Source organism: Kitasatospora sp. NPDC057936, from assembly GCF_042887525.1.
Lineage (GTDB): Bacteria > Actinomycetota > Actinomycetes > Streptomycetales > Streptomycetaceae > Kitasatospora.
The window spans coordinates 83032-100374 of the sequence record NZ_JBHVPD010000008.1 but is presented as its reverse complement, the minus strand read 5'-3'; the positions used below and the strand labels follow the sequence as shown (position 1 = coordinate 100374).

General features: G+C 73.6%; 15 protein-coding genes, 1 pseudogene and 1 riboswitch. Of the genes and pseudogenes, 4 read left to right on the top strand and 12 right to left on the bottom strand.

Annotated elements, in window-relative coordinates; genetic code table 11:
* Nucleotides 1–132 precede the first annotated feature (132 nt).
* The gene (locus ACFVU9_RS06940) at nucleotides 133–1662 is read left to right on the top strand and encodes a UDP-N-acetylglucosamine 1-carboxyvinyltransferase (protein ID WP_359957966.1); all 1530 of its coding nucleotides are present in this window, start codon (nucleotides 133–135) and stop codon (nucleotides 1660–1662) included.
* Between the two features lie 28 nt (nucleotides 1663–1690).
* On the opposite strand, the gene ACFVU9_RS06935 is transcribed toward ACFVU9_RS06940, so the two are convergent.
* The 5 genes from ACFVU9_RS06935 to ACFVU9_RS06915 all read right to left on the bottom strand — a co-directional run bounded on the left by ACFVU9_RS06935 (nucleotide 1691) and on the right by ACFVU9_RS06915 (nucleotide 5808).
* The gene (locus ACFVU9_RS06935; protein ID WP_387590730.1) at nucleotides 1691–2206 is read right to left on the bottom strand and encodes a protein phosphatase; all 516 of its coding nucleotides are present in this window, start codon (nucleotides 2204–2206) and stop codon (nucleotides 1691–1693) included.
* A 164-nt stretch (nucleotides 2207–2370) separates the two neighbouring features.
* Nucleotides 2371–3135, bottom strand: a complete 765-nt coding sequence (locus tag ACFVU9_RS06930) for a cobalt-precorrin-6A reductase (protein ID WP_387590727.1) — start codon at nucleotides 3133–3135, stop codon at nucleotides 2371–2373.
* A gap of 4 nt (nucleotides 3136–3139) precedes the next feature.
* Nucleotides 3140–3901 carry a precorrin-4 C(11)-methyltransferase gene (gene cobM / locus ACFVU9_RS06925; RefSeq protein ID WP_380447836.1) on the bottom strand — a complete coding sequence of 254 codons (762 nt, stop codon included), beginning with the start codon at nucleotides 3899–3901 and terminating at the stop codon, nucleotides 3140–3142.
* A complete protein-coding gene (gene cbiE / locus ACFVU9_RS06920) occupies nucleotides 3898–5136 on the bottom strand; it encodes a precorrin-6y C5,15-methyltransferase (decarboxylating) subunit CbiE (RefSeq protein WP_387590723.1) in 1239 nt (412 codons plus the stop codon). The genes cobM and cbiE overlap by 4 nt, the downstream gene beginning before the upstream one ends.
* A 237-nt stretch (nucleotides 5137–5373) precedes the next feature.
* Nucleotides 5374–5808 carry a gamma-glutamylcyclotransferase family protein gene (locus tag ACFVU9_RS06915; protein ID WP_380447672.1) on the bottom strand — a complete coding sequence of 145 codons (435 nt, stop codon included), beginning with the start codon at nucleotides 5806–5808 and terminating at the stop codon, nucleotides 5374–5376.
* Between the two features lie 131 nt (nucleotides 5809–5939).
* Here ACFVU9_RS06915 and ACFVU9_RS06910 point away from each other — a divergent pair, with 131 nt between their 5' ends.
* Nucleotides 5940–7052 (top strand): EamA family transporter, encoded by a 1113-nt coding sequence (locus tag ACFVU9_RS06910; protein WP_387590720.1) that lies wholly within the window; start codon nucleotides 5940–5942, stop codon nucleotides 7050–7052.
* Nucleotides 7053–7208: 156 nt separating this feature from the next.
* Here ACFVU9_RS06910 and ACFVU9_RS06905 read toward each other — a convergent pair whose 3' ends face one another.
* The 3 genes from ACFVU9_RS06905 to ACFVU9_RS06895 form a co-directional block, all read right to left on the bottom strand.
* Nucleotides 7209–7772, bottom strand: a complete 564-nt coding sequence (locus ACFVU9_RS06905) for an EF-hand domain-containing protein (protein ID WP_380447668.1) — start codon at nucleotides 7770–7772, stop codon at nucleotides 7209–7211.
* A gap of 294 nt (nucleotides 7773–8066) precedes the next feature.
* On the bottom strand, nucleotides 8067–8399 hold the full coding sequence (locus tag ACFVU9_RS06900) for a hypothetical protein (protein ID WP_380447666.1): 333 nt from the start codon (nucleotides 8397–8399) through the stop codon (nucleotides 8067–8069).
* Between the two features lie 166 nt (nucleotides 8400–8565).
* Nucleotides 8566–9003 (bottom strand): cytidine deaminase family protein, encoded by a 438-nt coding sequence (locus ACFVU9_RS06895; protein ID WP_380447664.1) that lies wholly within the window; start codon nucleotides 9001–9003, stop codon nucleotides 8566–8568.
* 41 nt (nucleotides 9004–9044) lie between these two features.
* Here ACFVU9_RS06895 and ACFVU9_RS06890 point away from each other — a divergent pair.
* Nucleotides 9045–9491: pseudogene (locus ACFVU9_RS06890) on the top strand (GNAT family N-acetyltransferase); the annotation flags it as partial.
* Nucleotides 9492–9592: 101 nt separating this feature from the next.
* Here the strand turns inward: ACFVU9_RS06890 and ACFVU9_RS06885 are convergent.
* The 4 genes from ACFVU9_RS06885 to ACFVU9_RS06870 form a co-directional block, all read right to left on the bottom strand.
* Complete coding sequence (locus ACFVU9_RS06885; RefSeq protein ID WP_387590716.1) at nucleotides 9593–11389, bottom strand: dipeptide ABC transporter ATP-binding protein; 1797 nt, start codon at nucleotides 11387–11389, stop codon at nucleotides 9593–9595.
* A 69-nt stretch (nucleotides 11390–11458) separates the two neighbouring features.
* Entirely contained in the window at nucleotides 11459–12451 is a 993-nt protein-coding gene (locus tag ACFVU9_RS06880) for an ABC transporter permease (protein ID WP_380489259.1), read from the bottom strand.
* A gap of 137 nt (nucleotides 12452–12588) precedes the next feature.
* A complete protein-coding gene (locus ACFVU9_RS06875) occupies nucleotides 12589–14349 on the bottom strand; it encodes an ABC transporter substrate-binding protein (RefSeq protein ID WP_387590713.1) in 1761 nt (586 codons plus the stop codon).
* Nucleotides 14350–14436: 87 nt separating this feature from the next.
* Nucleotides 14437–15411, bottom strand: a complete 975-nt coding sequence (locus ACFVU9_RS06870) for an ABC transporter permease (RefSeq protein ID WP_387590710.1) — start codon at nucleotides 15409–15411, stop codon at nucleotides 14437–14439.
* Between the two features lie 294 nt (nucleotides 15412–15705).
* A riboswitch (ZMP/ZTP riboswitch) is annotated at nucleotides 15706–15802 on the top strand.
* Nucleotides 15803–15822: 20 nt separating this feature from the next.
* On the opposite strand from ACFVU9_RS06870, the gene ACFVU9_RS06865 reads away from it, so the two are divergent.
* Nucleotides 15823–17340 (top strand): glycine hydroxymethyltransferase, encoded by a 1518-nt coding sequence (locus tag ACFVU9_RS06865; RefSeq protein ID WP_387590707.1) that lies wholly within the window; start codon nucleotides 15823–15825, stop codon nucleotides 17338–17340.
* Nucleotides 17341–17343 lie beyond the last annotated feature (3 nt).

Genomic DNA, 17343 nt, shown 5'->3' with positions numbered 1-17343 from the left:
CGTGGAAAGCTCAGCAATATCTCATGGTGATGTGAAGATCTGACGCCCATACGGGGCGAGAAACGGACAAATGGAGCAAGGATTCGCCCCCTGATTCTGTCGCCATCTCAAGCGTGAGATATGGTCTGCCGGGTGACAGGCGACTACCTCACCCGTATCGGCACCCTCATCCGTACCGCGCGCCAGCACCGCGGCTGGTCCCAGGCGCAGCTCGGCGAGGCCCTCGGCACCAGCCAGAGCGCGGTCAACCGCATCGAACAGGGCAAGCAGAACGTCAGCCTTGAGATGATCGCCCGCATCGGCGAAGCCCTCGACAGCGAGATCGTCTCCCTCGGCTACTCCGGCCCGATGCACCTGCGCGTCGCCGGCGGCACCCGCCTCTCCGGCGCGATCGACGTCCGCAGCAGCAAGAACGCCTGCGTCGCGATCCTCTGCGCCTCGCTCCTCACCACCGGCCGCACCACGATCCGCAGCGTCGCCCGGATCGAGGAGGTCTACCGCATCCTCGAGGTCCTCACCAGCATCGGCGTCAAGAGCCGCTGGATCAACGAGGGCCGCGACCTCGAACTCACCCCGCCGGCCGAGCTCGACCTCGCCGCGATGGACGTCGAGGCCGCCCGCCGCACCCGCAGCGTGCTGATGTTCCTCGGCCCGCTGATGCACCGCGCCGAGCACTTCGCCATCCCGTACGCGGGCGGCTGCGACCTCGGCACCCGCACCGTCCAGCCGCACCTGACCGCGCTGCGCCGCTTCGGCCTGGAGGTCGCCACCACCGGCGGCGCCTACCACGCCTCGGTCGAGCCGGGCGTCCCGCTGGACCGTCCGATCGTGCTGACCGAGCGCGGGGACACCGTCACCGAGAACGCGCTGCTGGCCGCGGCCCGCCACGACGGCGTGAGCGTCATCCGCAACGCCTCGCCCAACTACATGGTCCAGGACCTGTGCTTCTTCCTGGAGAAGCTCGGCGTGAAGATCGAGGGCATCGGTACCACCACCCTCACCGTGCACGGCGTCCCGGAGATCACCTGCGACGTCGACTACACCCCGGCCGAGGACCCGGTGGAGGCGATGAGCCTGCTCGCCGCCGCCGTCGTCACCTCCTCCGAGCTGACGATCCGCCGGGTGCCGATCGAGTTCCTGGAGATCGAGCTCGCCGTGCTGGAGGGCATGGGCCTGGACTACGACCGGACCCCGGAGTACCGGGCCCACAACGGTCACACCCGGCTGGTCGACCTCACCGTGCGCCCGTCCAAGCTGACCGCGCCGATCGACACCATCCACCCGATGCCGTTCCCGGGCATCAACATCGACAACGTGCCGTTCTTCGCCGCGATCGCCGCGGCGGCGCACGGCACGACGATGATCCACGACTGGGTCTACGACAACCGCGCGATCTACCTCACCGAGCTGACCAGGCTCGGCGCGGACGTCAAGCTCCTCGACCCGCACCGCGTCCTCGTCCAGGGCCCGACCCGCTGGCGCGCCGCCGAGATGATGTGCCCGCCCGCGCTGCGGCCCGCGGTGGTCATCCTCCTCGCGATGCTCGCCGCGCAGGGCACCTCCGTGCTGCGCAACGTCTACGTCATCAACCGCGGTTACGAGGACCTCGCCGAGCGCCTCAACTCGATCGGCGCGCAGATCGAGACCTTCCGCGACATCTGACGGCCGGCGTCGATCCCCTGACCGTCCGTCAGGGGATCGCCCCGTCGAGGCCGGACAGCAGCAGGGCCACGTCCAACCCGGTGTTCAGGTACTCCACGAACACCGGGTTGTTCAGTGCCCAGGGCGAACGCCGTTCCCGGACCAGTCCGATGGCCCGGTCGGTGTCGTGCCCGAGGAGCGCGAGGGCGCCCGCCACCACGAGGCCGGAGCGGTTGTAGCCGGAGTGGCAGCGCACGAGGGTCCGGCGGCCCCGGCGGACGGCCTGCGCGGTGAGCGCGACCGCGTCCTGGACGGCCCGGATCTGGGCGGCGGAGAGCACGTCGTCCGGCACCGCCCGGACGACGTGCTCCACGTGCGGGGCGGGCCCGTGTCCCGGCAGCGTGAACAAGCTGACGACGACGTCGAACTCGTATCCCACGATGGCGAGTTCGAGATCACCGCCGGGTGGGGTCCAGTAGTGCCCGCCCATCCAGAGCCCGGGCATGATCTCGTTCCAGGGGGCCGAGGGGCCCGGGGTGTCGCGCTCCTTCTGGCGGGTCCGCATGCGTGGTTCCGTGGTCCTTCCCGTTCGGCGGGCGGCGCTCGTCGATCAATGGGGACGGGGATCCGGCGAAGTGGGCGGACCTCTCCGCCACAGCGGCCCGGGGTGTCCAACGATGCTGCGGCGCACGCGAGTTCCCGAGCAGGCCGACCGGACATGCCAGCAGACTAGGCGAGTTCGCCCAAGGATCCGGCCGTCGTGGCCAGCCAGCGGACCGCGCCGGGGACGTCCGGCACGACCGGGACGCCGTCGGGCAGCGGCGGGCGCTCCACGACGACCACGGGCAGGCCGAGTTCGCGCGCGGCGGTGAGCTTGGGGGCGGTGGCCGCGCCGCCGCTGTCCTTGGTGACGAGGACGTCGATCCGGTGCTCGCGCAGCAGCGCGCGTTCGCCGTCCAGCGTGAACGGGCCCCGGTCCAGCAGGACTTCGAGCGAGGGCGGCAACGGCGGCTCGGGCGGGTCGACCGAGCGGGCCACGAAGTGCAGTCCGTCGAGGTGCGCGAAGGCGCCGATGCCCTGCCGCCCGGTGGTGAGGAACACCCGCCGCCCGAGGGCGGGCAAGGCCTCGGCCGCCGCGGCGAGCGAGGGGACGGGGTGCCAGCGGTCGCCGTCGGCCGGTGACCAGCCGGGCCGTCGCAGCGCCAGTAGCGGCACGCCGGTGGCGGCGGCCGCGAGGGCGGCGTTGCGGGACATGCCGGCGGCGAACGGGTGGGTGGCGTCCACCACGGCGGCCACGCGCTCGGCGCGCAGCCAGGCCGCCAGGCCGTCCGGACCGCCGAAGCCGCCGATCCTCACCTCCCCCACGGGGAGCCGGGGTTGAGCCACCCGGCCGGCCAGCGAACTGGTCACGCGCAGGTGCGGGTCCCCGGCGAGTACGGCGGCGAGGGACCGGCCCTCGGTCGTGCCGCCGAGGATCAGGACGTGGCGGACCACCGGGTCACGCCCCGCAGGGCTCGTGCGGGCGCTCGCGGTCCGCCGAGTAGAGGTGGCTGTCGCGGAACTGCTCGGCGGCGAGGGTCCGTCCGACGATGATCACCGCGGTGCGGACCACGCCGGCCGCCTTCACCTGCTCCGCGATGTCGGCGAGCGTGCCGCGCAGCACCAGTTCGTCCGGGCGGCTGGCCATCGCGACGACGGCGGCGGGGCATTCGGCGCCGTAGTGCGGAAGCAGCTGCTCGACGACGTCGTCTATGTAGCCGGCGGCCAGGTGCAGCACCAGCAGGGCGCCGCTGCGCCCGAGGGTCGCCAGGTCCTCGCCCTCCGGCATGGGCGTGGCGCGCTTGGCGATCCGGGTGAGGATGACGGTCTGGCCGACCGTCGGCACGGTCAGCTCCCGCTTCAGCGCGGCCGCCGCGGCCGCGAAGGCCGGCACGCCCGGGACCACCTCGTACGGGACGCCGGCCGCGTCGAGGCGGCGCATCTGCTCGGCGACCGCGGAGAAGACGGACGGGTCGCCGGAGTGCAGGCGGGCCACGTCCTGCCCGGCCTCGTGGGCGCGGACCAGCTCGGTGACGATCTGGTCGAGGTTGAGCTGGGCGGTGTCGATCAGCCGGGCATCGGCCGGGCACTCGTCGAGGAGCTCGCGCGGCACCAGGCTGCCGGCGTAGAGGCAGACCTCGGCGCGGGCGAGGATCCGCTGGCCGCGCAGGGTGATCAGGTCGGCGGCGCCCGGGCCGGCTCCGATGAAGTAGACGGTCACGAGGCGTCCTCCTGGGGGGTGTTGGGCTTGACGGCGGACCACTGGGTGACCGGCATGGCCTGCCGCCATCCGGTGAACCCGCCGACCGGGACGGCGTGGGCGACGGCGAGCTTGACGAGCTCGCCGCCGTGGCGCCGGTACCAGTCGGTGAGCAGCGCCTCGGATTCCAGTGTCACCGTGTTGGCGACCAGCCGGCCGCCGGGCGCCAGGGCGGCCCAGCAACTCTCCAGCAGGCCGGGCGCGGTGAGGCCGCCGCCGATGAACACGGCTTCGGGGGCGGGGAGTTCCGCGAGTGCGGCAGGAGCCCGGCCGGTGACGACGCGCAGCCGGGGGACGCCCAGCGCGGCGGCGTTGCGGGTGATGCGCCCGGCGCGGACGGGGTCGCGCTCGACGGTGACGGCCCGGCAGTCGCGGTGGGCGCGCAGCCACTCGATGGCGATCGAGCCGGAGCCGCCGCCGACGTCCCAGAGCAGCTCGCCGGGGGCGGGTGCGAGGGCGGCGAGGGTCGCGGCGCGGACGTGGCGCTTGGTGAGCTGGCCGTCGCTCTCGTACGCGGCGTCGGGCAGGCCGGGGACGAGGGAGGTGCGGGGGCCGGCGCCGAGGTCGACCGCGATGACGTTCAGCGGGTCGCCGGGCGGGTGCGGCCAGCCGTCCGCCGGGCCGTCGAGGTGCCGTTCGGCGGGGGAGCCGAGCTGTTCGAGCACCCGGAGGCGGGCGGCGCCGTAACCGCGGGCGGTGAGCAGCGCGGCGACGGCCGCCGGGGTGGCGGCGTCGGCGCTGAGCACGAGCAGGCGGCGGCCGGGATGGAGGGCCAGGGCGAGGGTGTCCAGCGGGCGGCCGACGAGGCTGACCACCTCGGTGGCCTCCAGGGGCCAGCCGAGGCGGGCGCACGCGTGGGAGACGGAGGAGGGGTGGGGCAGGACGCGGAGCCGTTCGGCGCCGACCGTCTCGGCGAGGGTGCGGCCGATGCCGTAGAACATCGGGTCGCCGCTGGCGAGGACGGCGATGCGGCGGCCGGTGTGGGCGGCGAGCAGCCCGGGGACGGCGGGGCGCAGCGGGGACGGCCAGGGGACGCGGTCGGCGGGCACCTCGTCGTGGGGGAGGAGGTCCAGCTGCCGGGGGCCGCCGATGACGACCTCGGCCGCGTGGAGGGCGGCGCGGGAGGTGGCGGCGAGGCCGGGCCAGCCGTCGGCCCCGATCCCGACGACGGTGATCGGGGGTGGCAGCTCGGGCACCGGGTGGCTCCTCGTCGTTCGGTGGGCCGTGAGGCGGGAGGGGGAAACGGACGTAGCCGGGGCAGCCTACCTGGCGGTTTGGCGGAGGATCAGGGCGGGCGACGGGTGACGGCGGACGGGGGACGACTTTCAGCGAACAGATAACAGATTTCGAAATCTGTTATCTGTCATCTGTTCGCTGAAAGTTGTTCGCGGCGCCCGAGCCCCCCCGCCCCGAATCAGCCGCCCCTCGCCCCGTCACCGCTCCGCCCAGTCCCCCGAGGCGATCAGCGCCGGCCGCGCCCGCAGTTCCGCCGCCGCCGTCGGCCCGGCCAAGTACACCCACGCCTCTCGCGTCTCGCCCGACGCCGTCCGCACCGTCCGCCGCTGCCGTACGTACAGTCCCGCCCCGTCGGCCCGGCACTCCTCCAGCCGGTCCAGGTCCGCGAGCGCGCCCGCGTACGCGCCCGGGCGGACGGTGACGAGCTCACCCACGATCCGGCGCCCGGGTGTCGGGTCCGGCACCGCCCACGGGAACCCGGGACCGTCGTGGAGGGCGGCGCCCTCCAGGACCGCCGGCCGGATGTCGGCGCAGCGGCCCGCCAGGTGTACGGCGTGGTTGTGGCCGTCGCTGCGCAGGGTGCCGTAGACGAAGAACGGAAGCGACTCGTCGGACGGGCGCTGATCAGACACGGGTTCGACCTCTCGTCCGGGGGCGCCCACCGTACGTCCTCGTGCCCGACTGGTGATACCCACTGGCGTGCGGGCCCGCCGATGCGGTGTCATATCGGATGTTCTGCCAGCACCGTCCAAGGGGGACACCCGTGACAGCGCCCGCCTCCTCCCCATCGCCCGAAGCCTCCGCCGAGGACACCGACGGCGAAGCCTCTCCAGGCCCGGCCTCACCGGCGCCGGTCGCCGCCCCGGACTCGGCCGCCCCGGACTCGGCCTCCACGGGCTCCGCCTCGACGGGCTCCGCCGCCCCGGGCCCCGCCTCCCCGGGCCCCGCCTCCCCGGATCCCGCTGCCCCTCCCCGCCTGGCCCGGCTCAGTGGTGCGGTGTGGCTGGCGCTCGGCGTCGTCTACGTCGTCTGGGGCTCCACCTACCTGGCGATCCGGATCTCGGTCGAGACGATGCCGTCCTTCCTCTCCGCCGCCGCCCGGTTCCTGACCGCGGGCCTGCTGCTCGCCGGGTTCCTGCTGGTCCGGAGCGGCCCGGCCGGCCTGCGGGTGAGTGCGCGCCGGCTGGCCTCCTCGGCGCTGGTGGGCGTGCTCCTGCTGACCGGCGGCAACGGCCTCGTCGTGCTGGGCGAGCGCTCGGTCCCGTCCGGTCTGGCCGCCCTGCTGGTCGCGGCCGTCCCGCTCTGGATGGTGCTGCTGACGGCGTCCGGCGGCGAGCGGCCCCGGCCCGCCGAGCTGGCCGGCGTGCTGCTCGGCCTCGTCGGTCTCGGGGTGCTGTCCGCCCCCGCGTTCGGCGGGGACATCGCGCCGCTCGGCGTGATCGTGATCATCTGCGCCACGCTGACCTGGGCGGGCGGTTCGTTCGTCAGCAAGCGCCTGCCGATGCCGGGCAACGTGCTCGCCGCGAGCGCCTACCAGATGCTGGCGGGCGGCCTCGGCGACCTGCTGGTCGGCCTCGTGCGCGGCGAGGCGCACGGGCTGGACGTCGCCGCGGTCTCCGGCCGGTCCTGGTTCGCGCTCGCGTACCTGGTGCTGTTCGGTTCGCTGCTCGCCTTCACCGCGTACGCGTGGCTGCTGCGGAACGCGCCGCTGACGCTGGTCTCGACGTACGCCTACGTGAACCCGGTCGTCGCCGTGCTCCTCGGCTGGCTGATCCTGTCCGAGCCGCTGACGGGCCCGACCCTCGCGGGCGGGGCGATCGTGGTGGCGGGCGTGTGCCTGGTGGTGAGCGCCAGTCGGAAGCCCGCTCGTCAGTGAGGACGACGTCGCCGGTCCGAGTCGACGACAAGGCGCGGCGCTGCCCGAGGCGTTGGGCTCCGACGGCCTGACGGGGTGCTGGTCGACACCCTCGTCGAGCGGACCGTTTCGGAGGCCTGACGGGCCGAACGCGACGTCCCGGCGGGGGAGTCGGGGTCAGAGCGCGTGCGGCGGGGTGCCCGTCCACCAGTTGCCGGGGGCCTCGGGGTCGCGGCTGGTCCAGAACTCGATGATGGCGGTGGTGAACTCCTCGGCGGAGAGCGTGCCGTCGCCGTCGCGGTCGAGCCGTCGGAAGGCCTCGTCGGCGTCGTCGCGCGAGAGGCCGACGAAGTGGCCGCGCTGGAAGACGAAGAACTCGCCCGCGTCGACCGTGCCGCTGCGGTCGGCGTCGGCCACGGCGAGGAAGGCCTCGGCGAGCGCCCCGAGGCTGGTGCGGGCGGCCTCCGGGTCGTCGGCCAGGGCGCCCGTCGAGCGGACGAACTGCTCCCTGGTGATCGACTCGGTGTCGGCCGGGAGGTGGGCGAGGTGGAGGTCGTGCCAGATCGTCAGGTAGGCGCGGACGATGACCGCCTCCGCCTCCGAACCCTCCTGGTGGCCGAGCGAACGGGCGACCGAGTGGCCCATGAGGACGTGGTCCCGCTCGGTGATCAGCCCGTCGCCGTCGGCGTCGAGGTACCGGAACCCGTGATTGATCTTCGCGATGAGCAGATCGTCGGACATGTGTCCCCTCGGTTGGCGATCCCTGCCGGTGGAGTCCGCTTGATGGACCCCGGTTGACGGACCCGGTTGATGACGTCTGCCGGGCGTGCCGCAGATCTTGCCGGAGCATGACGCCAGCACGCCAGCGCTTCCGGCCACGGCGACGCAGTCGAACGGTGGCCCGACCGCTCCACAGCGCCGACCGCGCGCCGTCACCGACCCGCGCGCACTTCCCCGGCTCATTCGCACGACGACAGCGCATTCGCACGACGACTGCTCACACGCACCACGACAGCCCGTCCGCACGCCCCCGGCTCACTCGCACGACCACGACGACGGCCACGTGCGCCCCAGCAGCACCATCCCGATCCCGCACAGCACCGCGACCACCGCGAGCGACCACAGCGCGGCCCGGGCCCGCCGGGAGTACCGCCACCAGCCGGCCACCCACGAAAGCGCCGCCGCGACGGCCCCGAGGAGCCCCAGCCCGACCGCCCCGAGCGCCGGGACCAGCCAGGGCGGCCCGTCACCCTGGCAGGGCAGGTCCCGCTGGAACAGCTGCCAGCTCCCCGCCGCCCCGCCCGCGAGCGCCATCGCGGCCAGGCACACCCCCACCTGCGGCCACCGCACTGCGGGTCGTCCGCCCATCGATGCCCCCGTCCGCCCAGAGCCTGCTCCCGCACGGGTCCGCGCCCAACGGGGTCGGTGAACTCTCCCAGGGCGGACGGACCACGGGCGTCAGCCCCCGGACGGAGGCCTCGCAGCCGCATCCGGCCCGAACGGCGGGGGCGCGAGGACGCCGAAAGGCGCCCGCTCAGTCCTGGTGGCCGGCCGAGACGTACGCGTCGGGGAGGAGGTCGCGAACCCGGACGGCCCGCAGGGCCGGCCCGCGGCCGACGAGCACCTCGATGCCGGGGAAGTAGTCGAGCAGCACCTGGCGGCACCGGCCGCAGGGCGGGATGACGCCCCGCCCCTCGTCGCCGACCGCGACGATCGCGGTGAGGTCGTACGCGCCCTGGCCGGCCGCCGAGCCGATGAGGGCCAGCTCGGCGCAGGGCCCGCCGGTGAAGTGGTAAGCGTTCAGGGCCGTGACGATCCGCCCGTCGGCGTTGCGGGCGGCCGCGGCGACGGTGTGGTTGTCCGCGCGGGCGAAGCGGCGGGCGACGTCCTCGGCGGCGTCGACGAGCTCCCGGTGCGCGGCGGACAACGAGGACGGGGACGAAGACAGGGACGGGGGCTCGGCGGCGGACATATTGGGTGGGTCTCCCGGGTCGTTCGTGACAGGCTTCGAGCATGGACCGCAGCCCCCTGTCCGTGCCAACGCTCTCCGCCGGCCCGTTCGACCTGCGCCCGTGGCGGCTCAGCGACGCCGACGTACTCCGCGAGGCCGCCGCGGACCCGTACATCCCGCTGGTGACGACCGTCCCGGCCCGCTACGACGCGGACGCCGCGCGGGCCTTCGTCGAGCGGCAGTGGGCCAAGGCGGCGGCCGGCGGTGCCTACCCGTTCGCCGTCGCGCGCCGCGTCGACGAGCGGGCCGTCGGCTTCGTCGGGCTGTTCCCGCAGGGCGACGGCCGGGCCACGATCGGCTACTGGACGGCGGCCTCGGCCCGCGGCCTGGGCGTGGCCGGCCACGCCCTGCGCACGGTCGCGGACTGGGCGCTGCGCGAGGCCGGGCTGGCCCGGCTGGAGCTGCACATCGAGCCGTGGAACACCGGCTCGCTGCGGGCGGCCGAGCGGGCCGGCTTCCGGCGCGAGGGCCTGCTCCGCGCCCACCGGACGATCGCCGGCGAGCGCCGCGACATGGAGCTGTACGCCCTCCTCGCGGCCGACCTGGAGCTTCAGCCGCCCACGGCGGCCCCTCCGGACGCCGTACGCGTACCCGCAACGGACGCCGTGCGCGCATCCGCCCCGGACGCCGCACGCGCGTTCGTCCCGGGCACGGCGGCCAGCAGCTCGCGCGTGTAGTCCGTGTGCGGCGCGGCGAACAGCCGGTCGCGGTCGGCGGACTCGACCAGCCGTCCCCGGTGCATCACGGCGACCCGGTCGCAGAGGTGCCGGACGACGGCGAGGTCGTGCGAGACGAACAGGAAGGCGACGCCGAGCCGTTCGCGCAGCTCCATCAGCAGGTTGAGCACCTGTGCCTGGACGGACACGTCGAGCGCGGAGACCGGTTCGTCCGCGATGATCAGCCGCGGCTGCGGGGCGAGCGCCCGCGCGATGCCGATCCGCTGGCGCTGCCCGCCGGAGAACTCGTGCGGGTAGCGGTCGAGGTGGTCGCCGGACAGGCCGACCTGTTCGAGCAGTTCGGCGGAGCGTTCGCGCCGCCCGGCGGCCGTGAGCGCGGTGTGCAGGCGCAGCGGGGTGTCGAGGGTCCGGGCGACGGTGCGGCGCGGGTTGAGCGAGGCGTACGGGTCCTGGAAGACGAGCTGGACCTCGCGGCTGAGCCGGCGCCGCAGCGCGTGGTCGGGCCGGGCGGCGCCGGAGTCGTCGTGGATCACCCGGCCGTCGTAGGCGACGCGTCCGCCGGTGGGTCGCTGGAGCCCGGCGAGGACGCGCGAGGTGGTGGACTTGCCGGAGCCGGACTCGCCGACGAGGCCGACGGTCTCCCCGGGGGCGATGCGCAGCCCGACGCCGTCGACGGCCTTGACGGTCTCGGTGCGCCCACCGGGGAAGCGGCGGCGTCCGGGGAAGTGGACGGCGAGGTCGTCCACTTCGACGAGCCAGCGCGCCGGATCGCGCAGCCGGTCCGTCACCCGCGCCCCGAACGTCCTGGTAGGTGACGGATCGTCAACAGTCGGAAGTGGTGAGCCTGGTACGGAGTCCAGCGTGAGCGCCGCTCCCACCAGTGCGCGGGTGTAGGGCTCTTGTGGATCGGCCAGCAGTCGGGCGGTGGGTGCGGACTCGACCGGGAGGCCCCCGCGCAGGACGAGGGTGCGGTCCGTCGTCCCGGCGACGACGCCGAGGTCGTGGCTGACCAGGAGCACGGCCGTGCCGTGCTCGCGCTGCAAGTCGCCCAGGAGGTCGAGCACTTGCTGTTGGACGCGGGCGTCGAGGGCGGTGGTCGGCTCGTCGGCGATGAGCACCTCGGGGTCGTTCATCAGCGCCATGGCGATCATCACCCGCTGGCGCATGCCGCCCGAGAACCGGTGCGGGTGGTCGCGGGCCCGGCCGGCCGGGATGCCGACCCGGTCGAGCATCGCGACCGCCCGTCGCCGGGCCTCGGCGCGACCGGTGCCGGGGTGGTGCAGCCGGTACATCTCGGCGAGTTGGGCGCCGACGCCGTGGAACGGGCTCAGTGAGGTGAGCGCGTCCTGGAAGACCAGCGCGATCCGGCCGCCGCGCACCCCGCGCAGGACCGACTCGTCGGCGCCCACCAACTCCCGGCCGTCCAGCCGGATCGAGCCGGTGACGGTGGTGGTCCGCGGATCGTGCAGGCCGAGCACGGCGAGCCCGGTCGCGGACTTGCCGGAGCCCGACTCGCCGACCAGGCCGAGGACTTCACCCCGGGCGAGGTCGAACGAGAGCCCCCGGACTGCGGCGACCGGCGGGCCGCCGCGCGGATCGGCGAAGGTGACGGACAGGTCGCGGACGCTCAGCACGGGTTCCGTGGACGACACATTGACTCCGGACGACATTGAACAACAACTCCCTTCGGACGGCGGACGGCGGACGGCGGACGGCAGACGGTGGGCAGCGGGCGGGCCTCAAGCCAGCCGGACGCGCGGATCGAGCCAGGCCACCACCACGTCGGCCAGCGCGACGAACAGGACGACGAAGCACGCGGCGAGCAGGACCGCCCCGACGACGGCGGGCAGGTCCTGCCCCTCCACCGCCTCCGCCGCGAACCGCCCGACGCCGTTGAGCCCGAACACCGTCTCGGTGATGACCGCCCCGCCAAGCAGCGCCCCGGTCTCCAGCCCGAGCAACTGCACGAGCGGTCCGGCCGCGCCGCGCGACGTGTACTTGAGGTGGGCGCGCAGCCGGCCGAGGCCCTTGGCGCGCGCGGTGCGGACGTACTCCTCGCCCATCGTCTCCAGCAGCTGCGAGCGCGAGAGCCGGGCGAAGACGGCCGAGTTGACGAAGCCGAGGACGAGCCAGGGCAGCAGCATCCCGCCCGCCCAGGCGGCGGGGTCGGTGGCCGGCGGGGTGTACGACGGCAGCGGGAGCAGGCCGGTCGAGTAGACGAGCGCCCACTGCGCCACGTACCCGAGGAAGTAGATCTGCACGCTGGCGCCGACGAGCGTGAACCCGGAGAGCAGCCGGTCCGTGCGCGTCCCGTGCCGCAGCGCGGAGACGAACCCGGTGCCGAGCCCGAGCACCACGAGCACGGCGAGCGCGCCGGCGGTGAGCGAGAGGGTGACGGGCAGGTGGTCGGCGAGGGCCTCGGTGACGGGCTGGTGCAGCCGGTAGGAGTAGCCGAGGCAGGGCGCGGAGCAGCGGATGACCGAGCCGTCGACGTCGCCGACGTCCCGCCCGGCGACGATCCCGGTCAGGTAGTCGGTGTACTGGGTGAGCAGCGGCCGGTCCAGGCCCATGCTCGCGCGGACCGCCGCCACCTGGGCGCCGTCGCAGCGCGGTCCGCAGGCGGCGCGGGCCGGGTCGGCGGGTGCGGCGTAGAACAGGGCGAAGGCGGCGGCGGAGACCGCGGCGAGCACGGCGAGGGCCTGGAGGGCCCGCCGCAGGGCGAAGGAGAACATCGTCGGAACCTTGAAACCTCGAAGTGAGCCTCGAACTGCCGGCCCGGCCCGATCTGTCCGAATCAAACCGAACCGAACCAAACCGGACCGGACTGAACAAGGCCGAACCGAACCGGACCGGACCGGGCCTGGCCGGATCAGGACTTCAGGTACAGCCAGGCGAGCCCGACCGTCCCGTAGATCGGGTGGATGAACGCCCCGCCGACGTTGCCGCCGCGCAGCTGGTTGGCGGTCGGGTAGGCGAACGGCAGCACCGGCACGTCCTTCATGACGGTCTGCTCCAGCGCGTACAGCTCCTTCGCCTTGGCGCGCGGCTCGCCGATCCCGTTGATCCGGTCGATCTCCTTGTCGACCGCCGGGTTGCGGTAGCGCGCGCTGTTGAGGTCGTTGCCGGCGCGGCCGTCGAAGGCGAAGGGGACGAGCGTGGACGGGGTCGGCCAGTCGACGGACGAGGTCTCCTCGTACAGGTCGTACGGGGAGTCGGCGCGGTGCACCTCGTCGAGGAAGGCCTTGGGGTCGATCGGCTTGGGCACGACGGTGATCCCGGCCCTGGCGAAGCCGTCGACGAGCACCTGCGCGACGCGCTGGCCGTCCGGCGTGTTCTTGTAGCCGTAGGTGAGGCTCGCGGGCGGCTGCTTGGCCTTGGCGAGTTGGGCCTTGGCGGCGTCCGGGTCGCCCTCGGGCCGGGCCGGGTAGAGGTCGTACTTCTGCCAGTCGATCAGGGCGGGCGAGCTGAGCGTGGTGGCGAGTTCGCCGATGCGGGAGCCGCCCTGGACCTGGCGGGCCTGCTGGCGCGGGTAGGCGAGGTGCAGGGCCTTGCGGACCTCGACGTCCGGCACGCGCTCGTTGTTGATCACGAGCTGGGTGACGAAGGCGCCCTGACGGCCGGAGACGACGAGGTCCTTGGCCTCGGGGTCGGTGTCGGCGGTCCGGTACAGCTCGGGGGAGAGCTCGTCGGAGGCGGTGGTGGCGTCGGCGCCGCCGTCGCGGCCGGAGAGGATCTCCTGGTTGATGTTGAGCGCCTCCTTGCCGTAGGTGAAGACGAACCGGTCCGGGTACTGGCTGCGGACGGGGTCGGTCTCGGCCTTCCAGTACGGGTTGCGCTCCAGCACCATGCGGGTGTTCTGGACGTGTTCGGCGATCCGGTAGGGGCCGGTGGCGAACGGCAGCCGGTCGTAGTCGGTGCCGGTGTCCTTGTCGCGGCGCACCGGCGCGGACGAGGACTGCGCGGCCATGTACGGCACGTCGGCCTGCGGCTGCGGGAAGTGGAAGACGACGGTGCGCTCGTCGGGCGTCTCGATGGCGGCGAGGTCGCCGTCCTGGGGGCCGGCGTACTTCTTGCGCGCGTCCTCGTAGCTCGCCTCGCCGGTGAGCCACTGGGGCCAGTACGGCGGGCCGACCTCGTAGCCCTTGCCGAAGGTGCGCTCGATGCCGTACTTGACGTCCTGGGCGGTGATCGGCTTGCTGTCCTCCCAGGCGACGCCGTCCTTGAGGCGGTAGGTCCAGGTGCGGCCGCCGTCGGCGGAGGTGCCGGTGTCGGTGGCGAGGTCGCCGACCAGCTTGGCCTTTCCGTCGACGACCTGATACTGCGTCAGTTGACGCCCCCAGAGCAGCGAGGCGTTGTACGCGGCGCCCGCGTACACCTTCTGCGGGTCGAGGTGGCGGAACTCGACGCTGTTGTACACGTTGACCGTCCCGCCCTTGCGGGCGCCGGGCACGGCCGGGGCGGGGCCGGCGCTCTCCTGCTCGCCGCCGAGCGCGGCGGTCAGCGGGGAGGTCTCCTTGGGGGCGGCCGGGTTCGCGGTGGAACCCGCGCCCGCGCCGGCCGAGCAGGAGGTCGCGAGGAGGGCGGTGGCGACGACGGCGAGGGACGGACCGGTCCTGCGGGTCCAGCGCATGGCGAATCTCTCCTTGCCCCGACATGCGGGGTCATCAGACGAACGAACGGGGAAAACGGGGGGAGGTCCAGGCGGCGAATCGCCGGATCAGCGCGGGCCCGACCGCGGGTCCAGGGAGTCCCGGACGGCGTCGCCGAGCAGGTTGAAGGCGAGGACGAAGAGCAGCAGTGCCACGCCGGGGAAGACCATGTACGTCGGGTCGGCCCGGAACACCTCGGCGCCGCGGGCGATCATCCGGCCCCAGTCCGGGACGGGCTCGGTGATCCCGACCCCGAGGAACGACAGCACCGCCTCCGAGGCGACGATCGCCGGCACCGCCATCGTCACGTGCACCAGCAGTTGCGAGCGGACGTTCGGCAGCAATTCCCGGACGACGACGTGGAAACCGCTCGCCCCCTGGGCGCGGGCGGATTGCACGAAATCCCGTTCCCGTAGCGAGCGCACGGTGGCCCGGAGGGAAAGCGCGAGCGGAATCCAGCCGAACGCGGCGAATACCAGGATCAGCACCAGGAACTGCATCCATTCCGGTTCCGCGGCGCCCGGATCGACCAGTCTCGACTGGATGACCGGGCTGAGCGCGAGCAGCAGGAGCAGGGTCGGAAAGGCGAGCAGCACGTTCGCGAGGAAACCGAACAGGCGGTCCGCGATTCCGCCGAGGTAGCCGACCGCGACACCGGCCAGCACGCCGAGCGCGGTCGTCACGGCGGCGGACGCGAAGGCGATCAGCAGCGAGGTGCGGATGCCGTACAGCAGCTGGGTGAACACGTCCCGGCCGAGGCCCGGCTCCAGGCCGAACCAGAAGTCTCCGGAGATGCCGCCGTTCGCCAGCACGGGCAGTCCGCCGTCGCTGAGCAGGCCCGGAGCGTTCTGGCCGTAGTGCTCGGTCGGGTTCTTCCCGTACAGGGCGGCGATCAGCGGGGCGGCGAGGGCGAGGAGCAGGAACAGCAGGACGACGGCGAGGGCGGTGGCGCCGACCCGGTCGCGCAGGATCCGGCGGACCGCATCGTCCGGGGCCGGCCGGACGGCGGAATCAGGTGCCGGGACTGTTTCGACGATGGCCATGCGAGGCGTACTCCCGAATTCTCCGCCGCCCTTTGGGGTGAGGGTGCGATGACGTGCATTTCCGAGCCGCCTCCGGGGGTTTCCCGGCGGCCGGCGCAATGCCATCAGATCGGATGCGATGGACCTCGGGCAAATCACTTCGAGCCGATGTGTTGCGCATTGTTTCGGCCGGTGCGACGGCTTCACGGCGCCGCAACACGCTCGTCGCAGGAGAACGGGCAAAAGCCCCCAAAGCATCCTCCCCGTCCCGCATTCTGAGATCTGCGCCACACCCCTGCGGGTATTGGTACGATCCGGGTGGGCCGCGACTGGCGCGTAGGGATGGAATCAACCATCGGGAAGCGGCCCCGTGCCCTGTCACGTGCAGTTGCCGAGCGCCTGGGCCGTCCGCATCCCCACCAGGAGACCGCCATGGCCGCCCAGCCCCAGCCCGAGCTTCAGCCCGAGTCCCGGCACCAGCCCGAGCCCCAGCCCCTTCCGCAGCCCCACACCGCCGCCGACGCCGCCGCGAACACCGCCTTCCGCAGCGCCCTCGACGTCGTCGCGGGCGTCGAACCGCGCATCGCCGCCGCCATCGGCCGGGAGATCGAGGACCAGCGCGCCTCCCTCAAGCTGATCGCCAGCGAGAACTACGCCTCCCCGGCCGTCCTGCTCGCCATGGGCAACTGGCTCAGCGACAAGTACGCCGAGGGCACCGCCGGGCGCCGCTTCTACGCCGGCTGCCGCAACGTCGACACCGTCGAGACCGTCGCCGCCGAGCACGCCCGCGCCCTGTTCGGCGCCGACCACGCCTACGTCCAGCCGCACTCCGGCATCGACGCCAACCTGACCGCCTTCTGGGCCGTCCTCTCCCAGCGCGTCGAGAGCCCGGCCCTGGAGCGCGCCGAGGTGCGCAACGTCAACGACCTCACCGAGCAGGACTGGGCGCGGCTGCGCCACGAGCTCGGCAACCAGCGGATGCTCGGCATGTCCCTGGACACCGGCGGCCACCTCACCCACGGCTTCCGGCCCAACATCTCGGGCAAGATGTTCGAGCAGCGCAGCTACGGCACCGACCCGGCGACCGGCCTGATCGACTACGACGCGCTGCGCGAGACGGCCCGCGAGTTCCGCCCGCTCATCATGGTGGCCGGGTACTCCGCCTACCCGCGGCGCGTGGACTTCCGCCGGATGCGCGAGATCGCGGACGAGGTCGGCGCGACGCTCATGGTCGACATGGCACACTTCGCGGGCCTCGTCGCGGGCAAGGTGTTCACCGGCGACTTCGACCCGGTGCCGCACGCCCACATCGTCACCACGACCACCCACAAGTCGCTGCGCGGCCCGCGCGGCGGCATGGTGCTGTCCACCGCCGAGCTCGCCGAACACGTCGACCGCGGCTGCCCGCTGGTCCTCGGCGGCCCGCTCTCGCACGTCATGGCCGCCAAGGCGGTCGCGTTCGCCGAGGCCCGCCGCCCCGAGTTCCGGGCCTACGCCCAGGCCGTCGTCGACAACGCGCAGGCGCTCGCCGAGGGCCTGCTGCGCCGCGGCGGCACGCTCGTCACCGGCGGCACGGACAACCACCTGGTCCTCGCCGACGTCTCCGGCCACGGCCTGACCGGCCGCCAGGCCGAGGCGGCGCTCCTGGACGCGGGCGTCGTCACCAACCGCAACTCCGTCCCGCAGGACCCGAACGGCGCCTGGTACACCTCCGGCGTCCGCCTCGGCACCCCCGCGCTCACCACCCGCGGCCTCGGCGCCGCCGAGATGGACGAGATCGCGGGCCTCATCGACACCGTGCTGCGCGCCACGACCCCCACCACGACCGCGAACGGCGCCCCGTCGAAGGCCCAGTACGTCCTGGACGCCGCCGTCCGCGACGGCATCGCCAAGCGCGCCGCCGACCTGCTCGCGCCCTTCCCGCTCTACCCGGGCGTCGACCTGGTCTGACCG

Excerpts from the sequence above, each read along its gene's own strand:
- ACFVU9_RS06935 (WP_387590730.1), bottom strand. The coding sequence starts at position 2,206 with ATGCGGACCCGCCAGAAGGAGCGCGACACCCCGGGCCCCTCGGCCCCC.
- ACFVU9_RS06905 (WP_380447668.1), bottom strand. The coding sequence starts at position 7,772 with ATGTCCGACGATCTGCTCATCGCGAAGATCAATCACGGGTTCCGGTAC.
- ACFVU9_RS06900 (WP_380447666.1), bottom strand. The coding sequence starts at position 8,399 with ATGGGCGGACGACCCGCAGTGCGGTGGCCGCAGGTGGGGGTGTGCCTG.
- ACFVU9_RS06895 (WP_380447664.1), bottom strand. The coding sequence starts at position 9,003 with ATGTCCGCCGCCGAGCCCCCGTCCCTGTCTTCGTCCCCGTCCTCGTTG.
- ACFVU9_RS06885 (WP_387590716.1), bottom strand. The coding sequence starts at position 11,389 with ATGTCGTCCGGAGTCAATGTGTCGTCCACGGAACCCGTGCTGAGCGTC.
- ACFVU9_RS06880 (WP_380489259.1), bottom strand. The coding sequence starts at position 12,451 with ATGTTCTCCTTCGCCCTGCGGCGGGCCCTCCAGGCCCTCGCCGTGCTC.
- ACFVU9_RS06875 (WP_387590713.1), bottom strand. The coding sequence starts at position 14,349 with ATGCGCTGGACCCGCAGGACCGGTCCGTCCCTCGCCGTCGTCGCCACC.
- ACFVU9_RS06870 (WP_387590710.1), bottom strand. The coding sequence starts at position 15,411 with ATGGCCATCGTCGAAACAGTCCCGGCACCTGATTCCGCCGTCCGGCCG.
- ACFVU9_RS06865 (WP_387590707.1), top strand. The coding sequence starts at position 15,823 with ATGGCCGCCCAGCCCCAGCCCGAGCTTCAGCCCGAGTCCCGGCACCAG.